The following is a 19,376-nucleotide window of genomic DNA, read 5'->3' as shown; positions in this document are numbered from 1 at the left end:
GCTGGGGAGGGGAGCTAGGAGGCGGCGCCGTCGACGCTCAGGATGGTGCCGGAGGTGAAGCCGGCGTCCTCCGAGACCAAATAGGCGACGGCCGAGGCGATCTCATGGGCCGTACCGGTTCGACCGGCCGGGATCGCCGCCCGGATGGCGGCCTGGTCCGTGTCGGGGAGTGCGTCGAACACCCTCCTCACACGGCCCTCCTCGGGCAGGACGAGTCCGGGGGAGACCGCGTTCACGGTGATCCCGCTGCGGGCGAGGTCCTTGGCGAGCTGCCTGGTGAAGCCGTTGACCGCCGCCTTGGACGTGGCGTACGCAAGCCGCGCGCCGACGGTCCCGGACGGGCCGGAGAGGCCACGTGACACCGCGGACGAGAAGTTGACGATCCTGCCGTAGCCGTTCCGGCGCATGATCGGGACGGCGTACCTGCAGCACAGGAACGCGCTCGTGACGTTGTTGTCCAGCACGGTGTGCCAGGTCCGCGACGACAGGTCCGCGATGTCGCGCACCTGCTCGGTCCCGCTGCCGCCCGCGGTGTTCACGAGCACGTCGACGCGACCGAGCTCGGCGTCGATCTCCCCGAACGCGTCGGCGACGAGTTCCTCGCTGGAAAGATCGACCGGGATCGTCTTGACCGTGGTGCCCGCGAACCGGCTCGCTATCTTCTCCCCGGTGTGTTCCAGGCCCTCTTTCCGCAGGTCCAGCAGGGCAATCGCGTATCCCTCACCGGCAAGGCGGAACGCTATTTCCGCGCCCAGTCCCTGGGCTGCCCCGGTGATGACCGCACTCCGCCGGTTCGCCACGTCACTCATCACTGATACTCCTCGTTGAAGATTGTTCAGAGCACGAACTCACCGACGGCCTGCCAGCTCAGTTCCCGTCGCAGGCGCGCCCGCAGCTTGACGAACTCGGCGCGCCGCTCGAAGGCCAGCACACCCGTCACCGCCTCGCCGCGGCGGTAGAGGAAGAGCGAGCCGCCCGGGGCGCGGCTCTCCACGATCTCCTCGTCACCGGTCAGATGGCCCGCGAACTGGATGCGGACGCCGTGCTGGTCCGACCAGAAGTACGGCACGTTCGTGAAGCCTTCGCCCTCGCTCCCGCGGATGAGCTTCACGGCGTTGATCCCCGCGGCGCGTCCTTGCTCGGCGGCGCTGGTCCAGTGCTCGATCCGCATCACGGTGTCGAACCGCGCGTTGGGCCAGCGGACGACGTCGCCGGCGACGAACACGTTGTCCGCCGCCCGGAGAGTGGCATCGGCCAGGATCCCGTTGTCGAAGGTCAGCCCGGAGTCCTGGAGCCAGTCGATCGACGGGCGGACGCCGACACCGACGACGATCACGTCGGCGGGAACCCGCGTGCCGTCGTCGAGCACCAGCGAGCGGCGCCCGTCCTCCTCGGCGACGTCGACGACACCGCTGCCCAGGAACAGGCCGACGCCCGCCTCCCGGTGCAGTGCCGCGTAGGCGTCGGCGACCGGCTCGCCGAACCGCCCCAGCGGCTTCGCCGCCAGGTCGATGAGCGAGACGGTGCGCCCTGCCTTCTGAAGCGTCGAGGCGAACTCGCCGCCGATGAAGCCGGCTCCGACGATCGCGACGGAGGCCGCCGGATCGGCGACCGCCGCACGCAGGGCGGTCGCGTCCTCGAAGCGGCGCAGCGCGTGAACGCCGGCCCGGCCGGCGAACAGTGGCGGGATCACCGGCTCGCACCCGGTCGCGATGACGAGCGCACGATACGTCAGTGCTCCGTCGGGCAGGAGGACGGTGTTCGCTTTCGTATCGAGGGCCTGGGCACGGGTGTTGAGCCTGAAGTCGACCCCCTGGTCGCGCAGGCCCGCGGCGAAGGGATAGACGAGCGCGTCCACGTCGAGCCGGTCGTGCAGGGCGACCTTGGACAGCGGAGGGAGCTCGTACGGCAGGTGCGGCTCGTCGCTGATGACCGTGACGTTCAGCTCCGGGGCGTGTCGCGCGACGGCTTCGGCGGCCCGAAGGCCGGCGGTCGACCCGCCGACGATGGCGACATCGGTGGTGGATGCGGTCACGATCTCAGGCCTCCGCGAGGGTGCTCACGGCGGCGACGGTTCCGTCGGCGCCGCGTGCCTCGGCACCGCGCTCCAGCCCGTCCGCGCCGGGGACGACCGTGATGGTCTGCGGCTTGGTCAGCGGGGAGACGAAGCGGTAGCCGAAGGTCCTGCCCCGCAGATCGATGCCCTCGCGGCGGAGGTGCTCGCCCGTCATGAGCGCCAGCAGGGGCCCGTGGATGACGAGACCGTCGTACCCCTCCCGTCGGCACCAGCCCAGGTCGTAGTGGATGCGGTGCGCGTTGTAGGTCAGCGCCGAGAACCGGAACAGCAGCCGCTCGTCGACCGCGAGGTCCAGCGTGGGCCCCGCCGGGGCAGTCGTCGCCGGGGGCGGGGGAGGCAGCGCACCCGAGCCGGGAGCGCGGTAGACGATGTCCTGCTCCTCCCGGATCACCAGTTCGCCGCCCTGGAAGACTTCCTGGAGGACGGTCGTCAGCGTCAGTGGTCCGGTCCTGCCCACCTTGTCGACGGACCGCTTGATCGAGGTCACCTTGGTCGCGGGCTGCCCGATCACGAGGTGGCGCAGCGTCGTCACCCTGCCGCCGCCGAACATCCGCCGGCGTCCCGGGCCGGGAGGTGCGGGGATTCCCGTGATGGGGTGGCCGTCCTCGCCGAGCTCGCGTTCCGGGCCACGCTCCAGCAGGTAGGTCCAGTGCCACAGCGGGGGCACCGGGTCTCCCGCGGCGTGCGGGATCTCGATGTCCAGCGCGGCCGCCAGGGACTGAGTCGGCTCGGACGCGATGACCTCGGTCCGCTCGACCGTTGGCGTCACCTCGCTCGTGACCATGTCACTCTCCTTGTCTTCCTGCGCGAAGAGCGCGCAGCAGCTCCGACAGGTCCGGAGCGTCGTCCAGGTTCTCCACCGCGCGTACCAGGCCCCGCGCGACCTCGTGCCCGTAGGGTGCGAGCAGTTCCTCCGCCTTGCCCGCGACTTCCGCGTGCGAAAGCGGGTTCTGCGCCGACCCCTTGGCTGTGGTGGGGTTGCCGGCGTGGAGCGTCACCGTCTCGCCGTCCATGAACTCCACCGCCAGCCGTGGCCCGTCCTCCAGCTGGATGCCGCTGTCGACGTGCATCGAGATCTTCTGGAACGTCGCTCGGATGCCGGGCTCGTCGATGCGGGGCGGGTCGAACTGGTCAAGCCCGACGCTCCTGTTGTGCAGAGCGATCGTCACGGCGTACGGGAGGCTGAACTGTGCGTCGAACACCGTCTTGACGGGGTCGACCGACAGCATGTTCACCGCTGTCTCCCCGGCCGTGATCGAGATGTGCCGCACGTCTTCGGGCTTGACGTCCCGCTCCTGGATGAGAGCGAGCACCGTGTCGATCGTGGAGTGGCTTCCGCGGCAGCAGGCGTAGGGCTTGATGTACGCGGTCGCCACGTTGAAGTCGACGCCGAGGTCGTGCAGTGCCTTCTCCGCGTACCCCTGGCCGCCGTTGTAGACGGCGAACAGGCCGCCCCACTCGGCCTCGAAGATCCGCCGTGGGCCGGTGATCCCGGCGCGCGCGAGCAGGGCCGCGTCGACGCCGGTCTCCCCGGCCTTGCCGGGATGGATCCGCTTGGTCCACGCACCGTCGTCGATGAACGCCCAGACGCCGCCCGTGAAGGATCCGGCGATGCCCAGCGCGTCGGCGAAGCGCTCTGCGTCCAGGCCCAAGGCCTTCGCGCCGGCGGCAGCGGCGGCGAAGCTCCCCATGGTGCCGCTGGAGTGCCAGCCCCGGTCGGTGTGCGCGGCGAAGCCGCCGAGCGCCTGCAGGGTCCGGTAGCCGATGTCGTACCCGGCGATCGTTGCCGCGATCAGCGCCCGCCCGTCGGCCCCGGTCGCCTCGGCGACGGCGAGGGCCGCAGGCAGCACGGTGGAACCCGCGTGCCCCGGTCCGCCTCCGTCGTCGAAGTCGCGCGCGTGCGCCGACGTTCCGTTCGCGAGCGCGGCGTGCGACGGCGGGAGCAGGAACGGTGTCCCCCAGACGAGGCTGCCCGACTCGGTCTGCTGCACGCTCGTCAGGGCGTCCCCGACCCGCTGCGCCTCGTCGGTCTTCACCCCGGCGAGCGCCACCGCCAGCGTGTCCAGGATGTTGTCCTTGACCCGGCCGACGACCTCGGCCGGGATCTCGTCGAACGACAGGCCGGCCCAGTGCGCGGCCAGACGTTCCGTCAGCGACCCTTCGGTGTTCACCATCACGCCCCGCCTACGACCTGAGGTCCACGGTGAGCGACTTCACGAGCCACCGGCCGCCGGCCTGCCCGATCTCGGTGCCCTCCTCGACCACGACGGCGTTGGGGAAGCGCTCGACCAGGTAGCTGACGACCTCTTCCATCTCGACCTTCGCGAGCCCCTGTCCGAGGCAGTTGTGGCTGCCCGTGCTGAAGGTCAGCGGCTGGTTGCGCTCACGTCCGAGCACGAAGTCCGCCGGATCCTCGAAGCGCGCCGGGTCACGGTTGGCCGACCACACCGCCACGTGGATGTCCGAACCGGCGGGGACGACGGTCCCGTTCAGCTCGACGTCCTCGGTGGCGATCCTGCTCACGACGCCGGGCCGGGGGTACAGCCGCAGCACCTCGACGATCGCCGCCGGGATCAGCGCCGGATCCTCCACGAGCCGCTGCCAGATCTCCCGGTCGCGCAACAGCGTCCAGACGACCAGGCCCGTCTGGTGCGTGGTGTTGACGGAGCTCGCCTCGAGCATGGCGGCCGCTTCGTTGAAGAGCTCCTTCTCGGAGAGCTTGCCGGCGTCGTGCTGCGCGATCAGGAACGACAGCATGTCCTCGCCCAGGCCCTGCGTGCGCTTGCGCGCGACGAGGTCCTCCAGGTACGCGAACAACTCGTCGTACGCACCGACGATCACCGGTGTGAGGCTCGGGTCGCGGTTCAGCAGCGACAGCGTCCGCTCCGAGAGGCTCGCGACCTTGGGGGCGTCCTCGGCCGGCGCGCCGGCGAGGTAGCAGTACACCCGCGCGGGGAGACGCCGGTCTACGGCACCGTGGAAGTCGACCGGCGCGGACGGGTCGAGGCCGGCGGCGAGGTCCTGGATGATCTGGCGCAGGGCGCCGCGGATGTTCTCGACGGTCGCCGGTCCCATGAAACGGGCCAGCGGCGTGCGCAGCCGGAGGTGACGCGGGCCGTCGGCCATGAGCAGGCTGTGTGCGCGGAAGTCGTGCACCGGACCATCGGTGATCCCGAAGTCCTCCATCAGCTTGAGTGCGGCGTTCTGGAATCGTTTGTCCCGCAGCACGGTGGTCGCGAGCTCGAAGCTCAGGACGGTGTAACCGGCCGAGCCCAGCGCGAGAGGACCCTCGGTCAGGGCGCCGCCCGGATGCGCGAGGGCATCCGGGGAGAACGGTTCGAAGTGCGGAAGTGCCGTGGTCATGAGCGAGAGATCGCCCCCAGCGGGCAGCAGAGGATGACTTCCTCCAGCTCGTCCGCACGACCGCCCTCGACTTCGGTGGTCAACTGCTCGAGCAGGCCGTTCTCACCGATCCGGAACACGTCCGGCATCAGTGCCGCGCAGGTGCCGTTGGCGTCGCACCGGGCGAAATCCACTTTGACCTCTACCATCTCGAGGAACTCCTTTCTCGCGTGTATGGGTCAGCCCCGGGCTTACGAAACCTGCGCGCCTATCTCGTCGTAGCGCAATGACTTGCAACGCTCCATCACAGAGCGCAGGGAGACAGGTTCTTGGCCTGTGATGTGCTTCACGTGGTGAGACATGACGGCTTGGTAGCCTTCAGCAATTGCCACTTCGGCCGATATCAATTCGTCACTGGCCCACATGTGCCCGTCTGCGCTCGGCGGCATGTCGGGGTCATAGGTACGGGGAATCCCCACGGAATCGTAGAATGCGAGGCGCTCTTCGGCCGAGACCGGTGCGTACTTGATGGGGGCGTGGTGGACTTCGGTACCGATCTCCGCGATGTCGTGAAAATTCAGCAACTCGCTGCCCGTGATCTCGTAGACAGCGCCGGCGTGCCGCTCGTTCTGCAGCAGGCACGTGGCAGCGCTGCCGGCGACATCGCTCTTCGCGACCGGCGCGATGAAGCCATCGCCCGTCGCTTGCTTGAGCAGTCCTGTTTCCACCCCGGGTGCCACAAGAACGTTGCTCACGATTTCGGAGTAGAGGGAGTTCCGGAGAATCGTGTACGTCAGACCGGACGCTCGCAGATCAAGCTCGGTCTGACAGTGGTCCTGGGACGACAGAGCCGGATTGTTCGGCTGTACGCCTCCCACCGAGGTATACACGATATGGCGGATACCGGCCCGCTGCGCCGCAGAAATCGCATTCCGGTGCTCGGAAACTCTTCGCCCGAGGTTCAGTCCGCTGATCAGGAAGAGTATCTCCCCGCCGCTGTACGCGGCGTCCAGGGAACCGGCGTCCCGGTAGTCGCCTCGGCAGACGCGCAGCCGCTGTTTCCCGCCGCCTTGGCGGAGCTTTTCCGGAGTGCGCGTCACAAGCGTCAGTTCGGCATCTGGATCCGTGGCCAGAAGCAGGTCGGTGACACGGTGCCCCAAATCCCCCGAGGCCCCGCTGATAACGATGCGACCCATGGTGTCTCCTGTTCGTCTTTCATGAAAGGCCTACGGTCGAAAGGCCTACGGTCGCCGGACGCCTCCGGTCCGCGGGCTGTCACCCAGCGGTGGTGCTGTCCTCGTGCGCCGCATAGTGGATGACCCGGGGCCTGGCGACACAGTGGGGCGCGACTGCCTCGGCGAAGGCTTTCGCCTGCGGGGTTCCGGGGAAGGCCTCGGTGTGGTCCTCGAGTCGTTCCCAACCGACACGCAGCAGGTAGGTGTCGGGGTGGTCGACGCTGCGCAGCAGTTCGGCGGACCGGCACCCGGGAGTCTCCAGCAGCAGATGCCGGGCCGTCGCGAAGTCCGCTTCGAGCCGGACGCCTGCCTCCGGGTGGACATGCAGTTCGGCGTGCTCGTAGATCATCCGTCCGCCTCGTCGCGTCCGGACGCCGTGCCCGAGGCACTCAGATCCAGGAAGCCGCCGCGCAGGAAGATCAGCGGGGGATCGGTGGCGCGCAGTTCCAGTGACTCGACGCGGCCGACCACCTGGTAGTGATCGCCGATGAGGTCGACCTTGGCCCTCGTGCACTCCAGGGTGACGATCGCCTCGTCCAGGAGGGGCAAGCCGCGAGCCGACATGTGCCAGTCCACGTCGAGGAAGCGGTCCTCGCTGCGCCGGGAGAACGCCTTGCACAGCTCGCTGTGGCCGTGGCCGAGGATGTTGACGCCGAAGTGGCTCGCCTCGTAGAGGCGCGGCCAGGTCCTGGAGGACCGGTCGACGAAGAAGGCGATGAGGGGTGGGTCCAGCGACACCGAGGTGAAGGAGCCGACGGTCATCCCGACGGGCCCGGACCTGGCGCTCGCGGTGACCACCGCCACGCTGGTCGGGACGTGCCCGAGGGCGCGCCGGTAGTCCACGGGGTCGTCGGTGGCGGCAGGGCTGCCTTGCTGCGCGCTGAGGGCAGGTGTGGTCCCCATGGTCGCTGTCCTCACAGGGCGATCGTCGGTTCTTCGTTGCCCAGCAGCAGCCGGCCGTAGGCCTCTTTGCCGATCTCGACGGTGACGAGGGCGTGCCGGGCGGCGGTCTCGGAGTCCCGCCAGATGCGGTTCAGCACGTTGACCTCGGCGAAGGAACCGGCGCCGTTGGCGGTCAGGAGCGTGTCGATCGCGCCTGTGACCAGTTCGGCTACCACACCGGTGTCATTGCGGATCCGGGCGCGGGTCTCCAGGTCGAGCATGCGGCGCTCGGCGGCGGCCCGGTCGAGGTCGAGGCACATCCGGTTCAGCGTCAGCTCGGCCAGGTGCAGCTTGGTGGCCGCGTTGGCGACGCCGATCTGGTGGGTGGGGGAGAGCCTCGCCTCCTGGTAGCTGGTGTAGGCCACCGGCTTCTGGGGCAGCTTGGCCCGGGTGATCTCCAGCGCGTGCCGGCCCAGACCGATCTGCGGTGCGACGAGAATGGCGGCGGCGACCGCGTTGAAGGCCATCGACGCCATCCGTTCATCGGTGTACGGCGTGGGATAGCGCCCCGCGAACATGTCCTTGACCGGCTGAATCCGGTGATCGGGCACGAAGTGGTCTTCGACCACGATGGTGTCGCTGCCCGTGCCCTTCATTCCGGTGACGAACCAGGTCGGTTCGATCGTCCAGGCCTCCGCCGGGATCAGCGCCATCGCCAGCTCGCCGCCTTCGACGGGGATGCCCAGAGACCCCCAGTCAGCGGCGAAGGAACCCGAGGCGTACGGCCAGCGGCCACTGACCAGGTAGCCGCCGTCGACCCGCTCCGACTTGCTGCCGGGGGAGAAGACGCCGCACACCTTCGCCTTCGGATTCGCACCGAAGACGTCCTCCTGAGCCTGGGCGGAGGACGTCGAGGCGAATCCCGTGCCGACGGCCATCAGCGCGGCGATCCACCCGGTCGAGCCATCACCCCGGGCCACCTCCGCCACGGCGTCGACGGCGGTGCGCAGCGTCGCCCCGTGGCCGCCGTACCTCTTGGGCACGAGCAGACGGAAGATGTCCGCGTCCTCCAGCGCCTTGATCACCTCGGGGGCCGCTCGACGCGCCTCGGAGCCTTGCGCCGCGTACTCACGGATCAGCGGGACCAGGCCGGTGGCGCGGCCCACCAGCTCGGCGTCAGAGGTGTCGAGATCCGACACTGCGGCGCTGGACGACATTGTCATGGTGCTTCTCCCGGAGAGCGACGTGGGTCGATGAGTGCCCCGACCGACGTGACGGAGTGATGTCAGCCAGCATGCGGATCCGTCTCGAGGGGCGTAAAGACCAGGGACTTCTCCAGAAGTTCGGGCGTGTGATGCATCAGACGCATGACACAGCTCCCGCGCGGTCGGGGACCGAACCCGGCGCCACCTCTACGCCGACTTGGTGTTCGGGGAAGTCCCGAGGCGATGCCCGTCGCGAACAGACCGCCGAAAGGCCGCAGTTGGGCCGCCTGTCCCGGATCGGGCACACCACGCGAACGGGAACCCCGGCGGCATGCCCGCACGTTCCCCGGAACACATGCGCAGCTCGCGCAAGCCATACATGGAGGGGCCGGACACATCGTGACCCGAGTACTTGTCATCGGCGGCGGGATCGCCGGTACGACGACGGCCCTCGCCCTGCACAAGGCGGGCTTCGACGTCTGCGTGTACGAGGCGCACCCCGGCTCGGCCGAGGACTTGGGCGCCTTCCTCATGCTGGGGAGCAGCGGCATGCGCGCCCTCGCCCAGATCGACGCCTTGGCCCCCGTCACCGTGGCCGGTTTCCCGCTGACCTCGATGCGCGTACTGGACGGCACGGGCACCGAAGTCGCGCAGAGGCCGCTCGGCGAGGCCGACAACCCCGTCCTGCGGTACCGGTGCCTGCGTCGCGGTGAACTAAACGCCGCCCTGCAGACCGAGGCCGCCCACCGGGGCATCAGCATCCGGCACGGCGCCTCGCTGGCGGCCGTCCAGGACGGCCCCGACCGCGTCACCGCACACTTCACCGACGGCAGCACCGCGACCGGCGACCTGCTCATCGGCGCCGACGGCCTGAACTCCACCGTCCGCCGGACGATCGCCCCGGCCACACAACCGTGCTACGCGGGCGAGTACGTGTTCTACGGCTACACCACCCACGTCTCTCCGGCCGAGGAGGCTGACGACGAGCGCCTCACCGTGGTGCGCGGCAGCGCTGCCGCCTTCGGCTACGCGGTGTCGCCCGGCGGGCAGACGTACTGGTACGCGCGCGTGGCCGGAGAACGCCTGGCCGCCGCTGAGATCGCACACGGCACGCCTGGCCAGTGGCGCGACCTGCTGCTGCCGCTGCTGCGCGACGATGCCACCGCGGCCGCCGACATCGTCGCGGCCACCCCCGACGACATCCTGGTCACCAACGCCACCGAGATACCGACCGGAGCACCCTGGCGTTCGGGACGGATGCTGCTCGTCGGCGACGCCGCCCACGCGGCCTCTCCGGCGACCGGGCAAGGAGCCTCGATGGCGATGGAGGATGCCGTCATCCTCGCCAAAGCACTGCGCGACACACCCGCCACCGAGACCGCGCTGTCCGTCTACGAGACGCTCCGCCGCCCGCGCGTGGAACACAACACCACCGTCAGCGGAAACATGTCCCGCGGCGTCCACACACCGTCCCGCACCGGTGGAGCGCCTGCGGCGCGGCCCGGGGACGAGGAACTGGCCCGGCTGCTGGAATGGAACTCCCACATCGGTAAGTCCCGGTTGGGGACGGCTGTTCCCGGGGGAGGTTCCTGATCGGGCTGATTCCAGCTGATTCCATCGGTATAGATCTCGTCTATGCCGGCCATTGGTGATCTCTCATTCCCCAAACGCCTGGTCAGGGGCGAGAGTTGGGATCTCGGGCAAAGCGTCGACCTACGACGAGTCGTAGGTGTTGTCACACCGACCAGTACGGCGCTTCTGCCTGCCGTCGGCCCGGCAACAACTGAGCTTGGCCGCTCCCCCCACTTTGCGGTTTCTTGGAGATGACTGTTATGCGCAGCGAGCTGCTGGCGCTCCGGGCAGGGCACGTCTTCGACGGCGTGGACGTCAGGCGATCGGGCATGGTGCTCGTCGAGGACGGCGTGATCCGTGACGTGGACTTCACGGGAGCGGCACCGCCGGAGCACGCGGCGGTGACGGACTTCGGGCCGGACGGGTGGCTGCTTCCCGGGCTGATCGACGCGCACGTGCACCTGTGCTGGGACGGTACCAAGGACGCCGTGGCGCATGTGGCGTCCGACGACCACGAGGCCGTACTGGAGACCGCACGCGCCTCGGCGGCGACCACGCTGGCGACCGGTGTCACGACGGTCCGGGACCTCGGCGACCGCGACTACCTCGCCCTCGCGCTGCGGGAGCAGGTGCCGCCCACCGAACGCCCTGACATCGTCGCCGCGGGTCCGCCCATCACGACCCACGGCGGCCACTGCCACTTCCTCGGCGGCGAGGCCGAGGGTGCCGACGCGCTGCGGGCGGCGGTGCGCGAACGCGCCGCGCGCGGTTGCGACGTGGTGAAGGTGATGGTCAGCGGCGGCATGATGACGCCCGGCTCCGACTCCATGTACCAGCAGTACGACCGGTCCGACCTGCGGCTGATCACCGACGAGGCACACCGGCTCGGGCTCACCGCGGCCGCCCACGTCCACGCCGTCCCGGCGATCGCGGACGTGGTCGACGCCGGATTCGACACCATCGAGCACTTCTCCTTCCTCACCCCCGACGGCGTCGACCTGCGCCAGGATCTGGTGGACGAGGTCGTACGGCGAGGAACGTTCGTCAGCGCCACGGTGGGCATGATGCCCGGTACGACACCGAGCGCTCCGGCCGTCGTCGCTCGCTTCGCCGCCCTGGCGGACGCCGTGGCCAAGGTCATCGCCTCGGGTGCCCGGGTCGTTCCCGGAACCGACTCGGGCATCAGTCCCGGCAAACCGCACGGCGTCTACCCGTACGGGCTGATGCAGCTCGCCGAGTGGGGAATGCCGAACAGTGACGTACTGCGCTGCGCGACCACCGAGGCCGCCAAAGCGGTGGGCCGGGCCGGACGCAAGGGCGTACTGCTTCCCAGCGCGGACGCCGACCTCCTGGTGCTCGGCAGCTCCCCCCTCGACGACATCTCGGCGGTCACCGACATCCGCGCGGTGTACCGGGCGGGCCACCGGGTGCGCTGAGCCAACAGCGACTCGATCACTGTCGACGGGCACCGCATCGCCGTGTCCGCCGAGCGCGACCCGGCCGCCCTGGCCTGGGCGAGCACGGCGTGGACGTGGTCATCGACCGGCCGCTTCCGTACCCGCGAGGACGCCCGGCTTCCGCCGGGGTCCGTCGGCCCCTCCTGCGGAATTGCGAAATTTCGCAATTGATCAGATGCTATATTGCTGTGTCTGATATCCGGTAGCCGCAGGCACAGCCCTTTGTGTCCGCCCCGAGGCGGGGTGCCGACGGGGATGCCGTAGGAGAAGCCGAGGGGTCGTGTCCGTTCCGCTGTACCAGGCCAAGGCCGAGTTCTTCCGAATTCTCGGGCATCCCGTACGCATACGCGTGCTGGAGCTGCTGCAGGACGGTCCGATGCCCGTGCGGGACCTGCTTGCCGCGATAGAGGTGGAGCCGTCCGCCCTGTCGCAGCAGCTGGCGGTACTGCGCCGCTCCGGGATCGTCACCGCGGCCCGGGAGGGCTCGACCGTCGTCTACGAGCTGGCCGGCGGGGACGTCGCGGACCTGATGAGGGCCGCGCGCCGGATCCTCACCGAGGTGCTCGCCGGGCGGGGCGCGTTGCTGGCCGAGCTGCGGGAAACCGAGGTCGCCCCGCGATGACCTCGTCGATCGGCCGCACAACGGCCCGACTCACCGCACTCCTGCCCACGCGCGCCGACCTGACGGACATGCGCCGCGACCCGCGCCGGGATCTGCTCGCGGGCCTGACCGTGGCGATCGTGGCGCTGCCGCTCGCGCTCGGCTTCGGCGTCTCTTCCGGTCTGGGTGCCGAGGCCGGCCTGGCGACCGCCGTCGTCGCGGGCGCCCTGGCCGCGCTGTTCGGCGGGTCCAATCTCCAGGTGTCCGGGCCCACCGGGGCCATGACCGTGGTGCTGGTTCCGATCGTCGGCGAGTACGGTCCGACCGGCGTGCTGACCGTCGGCCTGATGGCCGGCGTCATGCTCGTGGCGCTGGCCGCCCTGCGCGCCGGCAAGTACATGCAGTACGTGCCCGCGCCCGTGGTGGAGGGCTTCACGCTGGGCATCGCCTGCGTGATCGGACTGCAGCAGGTCCCGAACGCGCTCGGCGTGCCCAGGCCCGAGGGCGACCGCGTGCTGGTGGTGACCTGGCGGGCCGTCGAGGAATTCGCCAAGGACCCGAACTGGACGGCGGTCGGTTTCGCGGTCGCGGTGGCCGCGGTCATGCTGGTGGGCGCCCGCTGGCGGCCGGCCCTCCCGTTCTCCATCCTCGCGGTCGTCGCGGCCACGGTCGTGGCCCAGGTAGCGGGCCTGGACGCGGCGCAGCCGATCGGTGACCTTCCGTCCGGGCTGCCCGCGCCCACGCTCGGCTTCCTTGACATCGGTGCGCTCGGCACCCTGCTCGCCCCGGCCGTGGCCGTGGCAGCGCTCGCGGCCCTGGAGTCCCTGCTGTCCGCCTCGGTGGCGGACGGCATGACCGTGGGGCAGAAGCACGACCCTGATCGCGAGCTGTTCGGTCAGGGGCTGGCCAATATCGCGGCCCCGCTGTTCGGCGGGGTGCCCGCGACCGGTGCGATCGCCCGGACCGCGGTCAACGTCCGTACGGGCGCCGGCTCCCGGCTGGCCGCCCTGACTCATGCCGCGATCCTCGCCGTGATCGTCTTCGCCGCGGCGCCCATGGTCTCCAAGATCCCGCTCGCCGCCCTCGCCGGCGTGCTGCTGGCCACCGCGGTCCGCATGGTCGAGGTCGGCTCGCTCAGGGCGATGGCCAAGGCCACCCGCTCGGATGCGCTGATCCTCGTCCTCACCGCGGTCGCGACCCTGGCCTTGGACCTCGTGTACGCGGTGATCATCGGCCTGATCGTCGCGGGTGCCCTCGCCCTGCGCGCCGTGGCCAAGCAGGCCCGCTTCGACCAGGTCCCGCTCGATCGCGGCGACCACAGCGCCGAGGAACACGCCCTGCTCGCCGAGCACATCGTCGCCTACCGCATCGACGGGCCGCTGTTCTTCGCCGCCGCGCACCGCTTTCTGCTGGAGCTGACCGAGGTGGCCGACGTACGGGTCGTCATCCTGCGCATGTCGCGGGTGTCGACCATGGACGCCACCGGCGCCCTCGTCCTCAAGGACGCCGTCGAGAAGCTGCGGAGGCGCGGCATCCTCGTCCTGGCCTCCGGTATCCGCTCCAGCCAGCGCCAGGTCCTCGACTCCGTCGGTGCGCTGGAACTGCTGCTGCACGACGGCCGGGAGTACACCACCACCCCGGAGGCGATCCGGGCCGCTCGCGACCACCTGGAGGCGGCCGGAGTCTGGACCACCGTTCCCGTCCGGAAGCCCCGAACCTCGAGCGAGGAGGCGGTCCGATGAGTACGGCCCCCGCCGCCGAACAGGCGCTCGTCGAGTGGGGGACAGGTCTGCACCGGTCCGTCGCGGACGCGGCGCCGCTGATCCTGAGCGAGTTGGTGACCAACAGTGTTCGGCACGCCGCCGAACTGTCCCCTCACCCGGCAAAGCGGCGGCACCGGACCGGTCATCCTCGACCTGACGAAGCTGCGCGGCTGGTCCGCGGAAGGCCGGCTGGCCATCACCGAGGCCGCACGCCGCCTCGCCGGAGCGGGCCGGAGCCTGGAACTGGCCGCCATCCCCTCCGACGGCTCCGTGGTCCCGCCCGGCGACTGCCCGGACATCCCCGTCCACTGCGACCTGGCCACCGCCCGCACGGCCCACTCCCGGCGCATGTCGCCTCCCGAGGAGGCACGGCAGGCGTGGCGCACAGACGGCTGGCCCACCCCCTGACCCCCCGCATCCGCTCACTGACTGAAAGACACCTCTGCCATGAGTGAAGCCCTTCCCCCCTGCCCTGAAATGCTCCGGCGCCTACACCTACGAAATGGGTGCGCTCCTGGTCTGCCCCGAGTGCGGGCACGAGTGGTCCGCGTCCGAGGAGTCCGCGGACGGCGCCTCCGGGGGCAAGGTGATCAAGGACGCGGTCGGCAACGTGCTCGCTGACGGTGACACCGTGACGGTGGTCAGGACGCTGAAGGTCAAGGGCAGCCCGACCGGGATCAAGGCGGGCACCAAGGTACGCGGCATCCGCCTGGTCGACGGCGTGGACGGCCACGACATCGACTGCAGGGTCGACGGGTTCGGCGCCATGCAGCTCAAGTCCAGCGTGGTGAAGAAAGTCTGATCAGACACCTTGCTGTGCCGACCGCCGGGGCATCCGGGTGCGGCGTGGCCGGTGCCGCAGGCGAGGATGGGCCACATGTTCTTGACGTGTGCGTGGACGCGATGTGCTGAGCTCCGGCCGGTGGGGACGTGCTGTTGTCTCGGGGAGGGGACGGCACGATGAGCACGCCGCTGTACCAACTGAAGGCCGAGTTCTTCAAGACGCTGGGCCATCCGGCCCGTATCCGGGTCCTGGAACTGCTGAGCGAGCGCGAGCACGCGGTGGCCGAGATGCTGCCCGAGGTGGGCATCGAGCCCGCTCATCTGTCCCAGCAACTGGCCGTGCTGCGGCGGGCGAATCTGGTCAAGACCCGTAAGGAGGGTTCGACCGTGTACTACTCGCTGACCAGTCCGCAGGTCGCGGAGCTTCTACGGGTCGCACGGACCATCCTGTCCGGGGTGCTCGCCGGGCAGGCCGAGCTACTGGCCGACCTGCAGGCCGCGCCGGGTGAGCGAAAGCCGCCGTCGTAGCGAGGCCCTTGAACGGCGGCCGTCTCCAGTGGGTGGTCTGGTCGCGCTTTTGGCACTACTCGGGGCCGTGGTGCCAGGACCTCGATCAGCGCGGTCGTGGCGGGTGCGTCTGGCGGGTCGCCGTATGGCGGCGTAGCTCCGGCGGGCGTTGTCGGTGAGCTGTGTGGTGTGGATGCCCGGTGGGCCTAGTGGGCGATGCGTGTCGGGGCGGCCATCATCGTCACAGCACGAGCTGATCCGACGTAGCTCAACCAGCAGAAGCAAGGGAGTCGCCAGCCATGTCACTCGCCCGCGTCCACAACTTCTCCATTTCGCTCGACGGCTTCGGCACCGGTGAGGGCCAGAGCCATGAGGCGCCGTTCGGCCACGCCGGCGAAAGGCTGCACGAGTGGATGTTCACCACCCAGTTCTGGCACAAGATGAGCGGCCGGCCCGGCGGGACCGGCGGCCTCGACGACGTCTTCGCGCGGCAGTTCACACCCGGGATCGGCGCGGAGATCATGGGCGCCGGGAAGTTCGGGCCGCCCGGATGGCACGAGGACCCGGAGTGGAAGGGGTGGTGGGGGCCCAACCCGCCGTTCCACACACCGACCTTCATCCTCACCCATCACCCGCGCCCGTCGATCGAGATGGAGGGCGGCACGACGTTCCACTTCCTCGACGCGTCGCCCGCCGAGGCGCTCGAGACGGCCCGCGAGGCCGCGGGCGGCCAGGACGTGCGTATCGGCGGGGGGCCCACCGTGATCCGCGACTTCTTTGCCGCCGGGCTCATCGACCACATGCACATCGTGGTGGTCCCGGTCCTGCTCGGCCGAGGCGTACGCCTCTGGGACGGGCTGGAGGGCCTCGAGAAGGACTACGCGGTCGAGGCCGCTTCCTCGCCCAGCGGGGTCACGCATGTGACGTTCACCCGTGTGGGTCGCTGAATCACCTCGCTTCCTGGCCCGCCCCCTGCCCCTCCGGGGGGCGCCGATCCGCGGCTGAGGAGGTGTGTTCGGGCCTCGCTGGGGGAGGCGGCCTACGCGTGCCGGTTGCCCCGGCCGGCGTTGAACTCGGCCCAGGCCCGGTCCCACTGCGCCCTGCGACGCACGGTGGGCGGTGCGGGACGAAGGCGGCCCGTCGCGTCGAGCCACACCGTGGTGGACGAGCCCACCTTGCTGCCCGCTGCCACCGGGGCTTCACCGGTCTTGGGGGAGCCGTCGGGCATCGTCCACCGCACGGTCGTCCACACGCGGTCGTCTGCCGGCCCGGAGAACCGTGGCGGCGTCGCGGGTGTGTCCTCGACGAGGCGCGCGGCAGTGCGGTGCAGGCCCTGCGCCTCGTCGAGAGCGGCGCGCTCGTCGGCGCCGACCGTCACCACGCCCACCGCGGGCACCATGAGCAGCAGCAGCGCCGCCGCTGCTACGCCGATCCAGGCTTCGGCGCCGTCGGAGCGCCGCTTGGCGGGTTGCGCCGCCGGCGCCAGAGCAGCACCCTGCCACCCTTTTCCAACGGGGGTCGTCCTATGAGGGCCGATCGGCGCCGCTCAGACAGTCGGCCGTGCCCGGCCTGTCGAAGCGCCCGGTGGCGGACATGACCGTGTCGAGCGGCAGTTTGGCTGGATTGCTGGCATACCCCGTACGCGCGCCTCGAGTTCGAGGAGTTCTTCGGCTCCCTGGACGTCTCCGTCGCGTCGGTCATGCCGCGGAGGGCACCTCGGATCCGGACGGCTCTGGAGGGGGCAGCATGGTCAGCAGCATGACACTGGGCTCGGCGGCGGGCACAGTGTCCCAACTGTGCCCGAGGACGGATCACTTCATGTGCGTCCACCCAACATGCTCCTGATCAGCCCCAGCGGGGTTGCGGTGCCGGGAGCCCGGAGAACTCCCGTCATCACAGGTCACAAGGCACGCAGTCGTCGCCAACGCACCCACGGGCATCACCGGTCCGTGGAGCCAACTTCAAATCTTCAGCACAAATTCCACACACACCTCTCTCCAGGCGGGCCCTGATGGTCTAGATTGACCGTGCTTCCCATGCTGGGACACGAGGCGACAAATGATGATCTATAGGTCCGGCGCCATGGACAGCCAGCGGCTGCGTCTCCGGCGCCAGACGTGGGGGTGATCAATTCTTGGAGCCCGAGAGGGGGCTTCGGGTGCGGGGAGCACCCGAGGTTTCGACGGTTCCCGCGCACCTCGGGAGGCCGGCAGGACATGCGAGTCCGCTGCCGCCGGCGCGGGTCGTTCAAGTAGCGCTGAAGTAGCCGGGATGCCGTACGCGGGGGCAGAGGCCTCCCGCGGGAGGAACAGCGCGGCGCGGGGGGCGGGGGGTCTCCCGAGGGGAGGAAGCGTGCGGGGGGCGGGGGCCTCCCGGGGGGAGGGGCAGTGTTGGGCGAGCACGTCGAACCACTGGGGACCGGGGGGGTTCTGTGCGGCAGGGGGGACTAGTCGACCCTGTTTCATCGGCGCGCGGGAGTCTGGCGAATGGAGCAGTCAGCCGGCCCGCGATCGAATGGGAGCAGCGATACCGCCGTTCCGTGATCACCAGCGATACCGTGACCACCGCCTTGGTGGTGGCGGCGATCGGCAACTTCTTCGGGGTCCGGGACGCGGCCAACTGGCACGAGAAGTGGGGAATTCTCGCATTCGGCACCGAGCTGCTGGTGCTGGGGGCGCTTGCGGTGAGCCGGTCGTGGGCTCCGGCGGTGCTCGGCCAGGGCGCCGAGGAATTCCGCCGGCTCGGACGCTCACTGTTCACGGCGACCGTCGTACTGGCGCTCGGCGGGATCGCCCTCACCTCGCGCAACATCAAGCTCTGGATCTTCGTCGCGATCCCCGCGATCGCGCTCGTCACCATGACCGCGCGGTATCTGCTCCGCCTCCGGCTGCACAAACAGCGGAAGGAAGGACGGTGCCTGAGACCGGTGCTCGCTGCCGGCAGCCCGGCCACCGTGCGCGACCTGATCAACCGCACCCGCAAGTTCCCGCACCTCGGCTGGCGGGTGGACGCGGTGTGCACGACGGACGGTCTCGGGCTCGATGGTGACCACCTGGACGGAGTGCCGGTCGTCGGCCGACTGGCGGACGTAGCGGGCCACGTCCGCCGCGACGGCTACCGTGTCGTCGCGGTCACACCGGACCCGCACTGGTCACCGGACCGGCTTCAGCGGCTGGCCTGGAATCTCGAGGGCAGCGATGCCGAGATGGTCGTGGCGCCCGTGCTGATGGAGGTGGCCGGCCCGCGGCTGCACGTCGACGCGGTGCTCGGGATCCCGCTGCTGCGGGTCAGCATGCCGACCTTCACCGGGGGCCGCCGGGCGATCAAGGGGGTCGTGGACCGCGTAGGCGCAACGATTCTGCTGGTGCTGTTCGCGCCGCTGATGGTGCTGGTCGGGCTGCTCGTGGCGGTGGACAGCCGGGGCGGGGTGTTCTACCGCCAGCGCAGAGTCGGCAAGGGCGGCCACGAGTTCACCATGCTCAAGTTCCGCACCATGGTCACCGGGGCCCACGAGGCACGTGGCGAGCTGGCCGACCGCAACGAGGGCGCCGGCCTGCTGTTCAAACTCCGCCGGGATCCGCGGGTGACCCGGGTGGGAGCAGTGCTGCGCCGGTACTCGATCGACGAGCTCCCGCAGCTTTTCAACGTACTCACCGGTTCGATGTCGCTCGTCGGTCCGCGGCCTCCGCTACCGGAGGAGACCGCTGCCTACGGCCCGGACATCCGGCGGCGGCTGCTGGTCAAGCCCGGACTCACCGGCCTGTGGCAGATCAGCGGACGCAGCGACCTGCCGTGGGAGGAGGCGGTCCGCCTCGACCTGCGGTACGTGGAGGACTGGTCGCTCGCCCTGGACGCAGTGATCTTGTGGAAGACGCTGCGTGCGGTGTTCTACGGCCAGGGGGCCTACTGATGCGCGGGGGACCGCAACTCAACGGTCCCGCCGGCGCGCGGA

At 70.0% G+C, this 19,376-nt stretch carries 19 protein-coding genes and 1 pseudogene; 9 read left to right on the top strand and 11 right to left on the bottom strand.

Features of this window, described 5'->3' with window-relative positions; all coding sequences use genetic code 11:
- Nucleotides 1–14: 14 nt before the first annotated feature.
- The 10 genes from Q4V64_RS06125 to Q4V64_RS06080 all read right to left on the bottom strand — a co-directional run bounded on the left by Q4V64_RS06125 (nt 15) and on the right by Q4V64_RS06080 (nt 8,759).
- Nucleotides 15–809, bottom strand: coding sequence for an SDR family NAD(P)-dependent oxidoreductase (locus Q4V64_RS06125; RefSeq protein WP_124445809.1), 795 nt, complete (start codon nt 807–809; stop codon nt 15–17).
- Nucleotides 810–835: 26 nt separating this feature from the next.
- Entirely contained in the window at nt 836–2,035 is a 1,200-nt protein-coding gene (locus Q4V64_RS06120; protein WP_124445808.1) for an FAD/NAD(P)-binding oxidoreductase, read from the bottom strand.
- Nucleotides 2,036–2,039: 4 nt separating this feature from the next.
- A complete protein-coding gene (locus Q4V64_RS06115) occupies nt 2,040–2,861 on the bottom strand; it encodes a mesaconyl-C4 CoA hydratase (protein WP_124445807.1) in 822 nt (273 codons plus the stop codon).
- A 1-nt stretch (nt 2,862) separates the two neighbouring features.
- Nucleotides 2,863–4,251 carry an MmgE/PrpD family protein gene (locus Q4V64_RS06110; protein ID WP_124445806.1) on the bottom strand — a complete coding sequence of 463 codons (1,389 nt, stop codon included), beginning with the start codon at nt 4,249–4,251 and terminating at the stop codon, nt 2,863–2,865.
- 10 nt (nt 4,252–4,261) lie between these two features.
- The gene (locus tag Q4V64_RS06105) at nt 4,262–5,440 is read right to left on the bottom strand and encodes a cytochrome P450 (RefSeq protein WP_124445805.1); all 1,179 of its coding nucleotides are present in this window, start codon (nt 5,438–5,440) and stop codon (nt 4,262–4,264) included.
- The gene (locus Q4V64_RS06100; protein ID WP_124445804.1) at nt 5,437–5,628 is read right to left on the bottom strand and encodes a ferredoxin; all 192 of its coding nucleotides are present in this window, start codon (nt 5,626–5,628) and stop codon (nt 5,437–5,439) included. The genes Q4V64_RS06105 and Q4V64_RS06100 overlap by 4 nt, the downstream gene beginning before the upstream one ends.
- Nucleotides 5,629–5,670: 42 nt before the next feature.
- A complete protein-coding gene (locus Q4V64_RS06095) occupies nt 5,671–6,615 on the bottom strand; it encodes an NAD(P)H-binding protein (RefSeq protein ID WP_124445803.1) in 945 nt (314 codons plus the stop codon).
- A 79-nt stretch (nt 6,616–6,694) separates the two neighbouring features.
- A complete protein-coding gene (locus Q4V64_RS06090; protein ID WP_124445802.1) occupies nt 6,695–7,003 on the bottom strand; it encodes an antibiotic biosynthesis monooxygenase family protein in 309 nt (102 codons plus the stop codon).
- Complete coding sequence (locus Q4V64_RS06085; protein ID WP_172629647.1) at nt 7,000–7,557, bottom strand: flavin reductase family protein; 558 nt, start codon at nt 7,555–7,557, stop codon at nt 7,000–7,002. The genes Q4V64_RS06090 and Q4V64_RS06085 overlap by 4 nt, the downstream gene beginning before the upstream one ends.
- A gap of 11 nt (nt 7,558–7,568) precedes the next feature.
- Complete coding sequence (locus tag Q4V64_RS06080) at nt 7,569–8,759, bottom strand: acyl-CoA dehydrogenase family protein (protein ID WP_124445801.1); 1,191 nt, start codon at nt 8,757–8,759, stop codon at nt 7,569–7,571.
- 381 nt (nt 8,760–9,140) lie between these two features.
- Here Q4V64_RS06080 and Q4V64_RS06075 point away from each other — a divergent pair, with 381 nt between their 5' ends.
- The 8 genes and pseudogenes from Q4V64_RS06075 (at nt 9,141) to Q4V64_RS06040 (ending at nt 16,371) form a co-directional block, all read left to right on the top strand.
- Nucleotides 9,141–10,334, top strand: coding sequence for an NAD(P)/FAD-dependent oxidoreductase (locus tag Q4V64_RS06075; protein ID WP_124445800.1), 1,194 nt, complete (start codon nt 9,141–9,143; stop codon nt 10,332–10,334).
- Between the two features lie 239 nt (nt 10,335–10,573).
- On the top strand, nt 10,574–11,749 hold the full coding sequence (locus tag Q4V64_RS06070; protein ID WP_124445799.1) for an amidohydrolase family protein: 1,176 nt from the start codon (nt 10,574–10,576) through the stop codon (nt 11,747–11,749).
- A 301-nt stretch (nt 11,750–12,050) separates the two neighbouring features.
- Nucleotides 12,051–12,392 carry a metalloregulator ArsR/SmtB family transcription factor gene (locus Q4V64_RS06065; RefSeq protein ID WP_124445798.1) on the top strand — a complete coding sequence of 114 codons (342 nt, stop codon included), beginning with the start codon at nt 12,051–12,053 and terminating at the stop codon, nt 12,390–12,392.
- Nucleotides 12,389–14,113 carry a SulP family inorganic anion transporter gene (locus Q4V64_RS06060; RefSeq protein ID WP_303709100.1) on the top strand — a complete coding sequence of 575 codons (1,725 nt, stop codon included), beginning with the start codon at nt 12,389–12,391 and terminating at the stop codon, nt 14,111–14,113. Before Q4V64_RS06065 ends, Q4V64_RS06060 begins: the two co-directional genes overlap by 4 nt.
- A 105-nt stretch (nt 14,114–14,218) precedes the next feature.
- Complete coding sequence (locus Q4V64_RS06055) at nt 14,219–14,542, top strand: hypothetical protein (protein ID WP_253267529.1); 324 nt, start codon at nt 14,219–14,221, stop codon at nt 14,540–14,542.
- A gap of 39 nt (nt 14,543–14,581) precedes the next feature.
- Nucleotides 14,582–14,936, top strand: a pseudogene (locus tag Q4V64_RS06050) (zinc ribbon domain-containing protein YjdM).
- Between the two features lie 158 nt (nt 14,937–15,094).
- A complete protein-coding gene (locus Q4V64_RS06045; RefSeq protein WP_124445640.1) occupies nt 15,095–15,445 on the top strand; it encodes a metalloregulator ArsR/SmtB family transcription factor in 351 nt (116 codons plus the stop codon).
- Between the two features lie 278 nt (nt 15,446–15,723).
- Nucleotides 15,724–16,371, top strand: a complete 648-nt coding sequence (locus Q4V64_RS06040; RefSeq protein ID WP_124445641.1) for a dihydrofolate reductase family protein — start codon at nt 15,724–15,726, stop codon at nt 16,369–16,371.
- 92 nt (nt 16,372–16,463) lie between these two features.
- Here the strand turns inward: Q4V64_RS06040 and Q4V64_RS06035 are convergent, their stop codons facing one another.
- Complete coding sequence (locus Q4V64_RS06035; protein ID WP_124445642.1) at nt 16,464–16,823, bottom strand: hypothetical protein; 360 nt, start codon at nt 16,821–16,823, stop codon at nt 16,464–16,466.
- A 1,032-nt stretch (nt 16,824–17,855) separates the two neighbouring features.
- On the opposite strand from Q4V64_RS06035, the gene Q4V64_RS06030 reads away from it, so the two are divergent.
- The gene (locus tag Q4V64_RS06030; RefSeq protein WP_124436633.1) at nt 17,856–19,334 is read left to right on the top strand and encodes a sugar transferase; all 1,479 of its coding nucleotides are present in this window, start codon (nt 17,856–17,858) and stop codon (nt 19,332–19,334) included.
- The last annotated feature ends 42 nt before the right edge of the window (nt 19,335–19,376 follow it).

Origin of the sequence: Streptomyces sp. NL15-2K, assembly GCF_030551255.1 — a bacterium.
Classification (GTDB): domain Bacteria; phylum Actinomycetota; class Actinomycetes; order Streptomycetales; family Streptomycetaceae; genus Streptomyces.
This window is presented reverse-complemented; position numbering and strand designations above follow the sequence as displayed.

Excerpts from the sequence above, each read along its gene's own strand:
- Q4V64_RS06125 (WP_124445809.1), bottom strand. The coding sequence starts at position 809 with ATGAGTGACGTGGCGAACCGGCGGAGTGCGGTCATCACCGGGGCAGCC.
- Q4V64_RS06115 (WP_124445807.1), bottom strand. The coding sequence starts at position 2,861 with ATGGTCACGAGCGAGGTGACGCCAACGGTCGAGCGGACCGAGGTCATC.
- Q4V64_RS06110 (WP_124445806.1), bottom strand. The coding sequence starts at position 4,251 with ATGGTGAACACCGAAGGGTCGCTGACGGAACGTCTGGCCGCGCACTGG.
- Q4V64_RS06105 (WP_124445805.1), bottom strand. The coding sequence starts at position 5,440 with ATGACCACGGCACTTCCGCACTTCGAACCGTTCTCCCCGGATGCCCTC.
- Q4V64_RS06100 (WP_124445804.1), bottom strand. The coding sequence starts at position 5,628 with ATGGTAGAGGTCAAAGTGGATTTCGCCCGGTGCGACGCCAACGGCACC.
- Q4V64_RS06095 (WP_124445803.1), bottom strand. The coding sequence starts at position 6,615 with ATGGGTCGCATCGTTATCAGCGGGGCCTCGGGGGATTTGGGGCACCGT.
- Q4V64_RS06090 (WP_124445802.1), bottom strand. The coding sequence starts at position 7,003 with ATGATCTACGAGCACGCCGAACTGCATGTCCACCCGGAGGCAGGCGTC.
- Q4V64_RS06085 (WP_172629647.1), bottom strand. The coding sequence starts at position 7,557 with ATGGGGACCACACCTGCCCTCAGCGCGCAGCAAGGCAGCCCTGCCGCC.
- Q4V64_RS06080 (WP_124445801.1), bottom strand. The coding sequence starts at position 8,759 with ATGACAATGTCGTCCAGCGCCGCAGTGTCGGATCTCGACACCTCTGAC.
- Q4V64_RS06070 (WP_124445799.1), top strand. The coding sequence starts at position 10,574 with ATGCGCAGCGAGCTGCTGGCGCTCCGGGCAGGGCACGTCTTCGACGGC.
- Q4V64_RS06060 (WP_303709100.1), top strand. The coding sequence starts at position 12,389 with ATGACCTCGTCGATCGGCCGCACAACGGCCCGACTCACCGCACTCCTG.
- Q4V64_RS06045 (WP_124445640.1), top strand. The coding sequence starts at position 15,095 with ATGAGCACGCCGCTGTACCAACTGAAGGCCGAGTTCTTCAAGACGCTG.
- Q4V64_RS06040 (WP_124445641.1), top strand. The coding sequence starts at position 15,724 with ATGTCACTCGCCCGCGTCCACAACTTCTCCATTTCGCTCGACGGCTTC.
- Q4V64_RS06035 (WP_124445642.1), bottom strand. The coding sequence starts at position 16,823 with ATGGTGCCCGCGGTGGGCGTGGTGACGGTCGGCGCCGACGAGCGCGCC.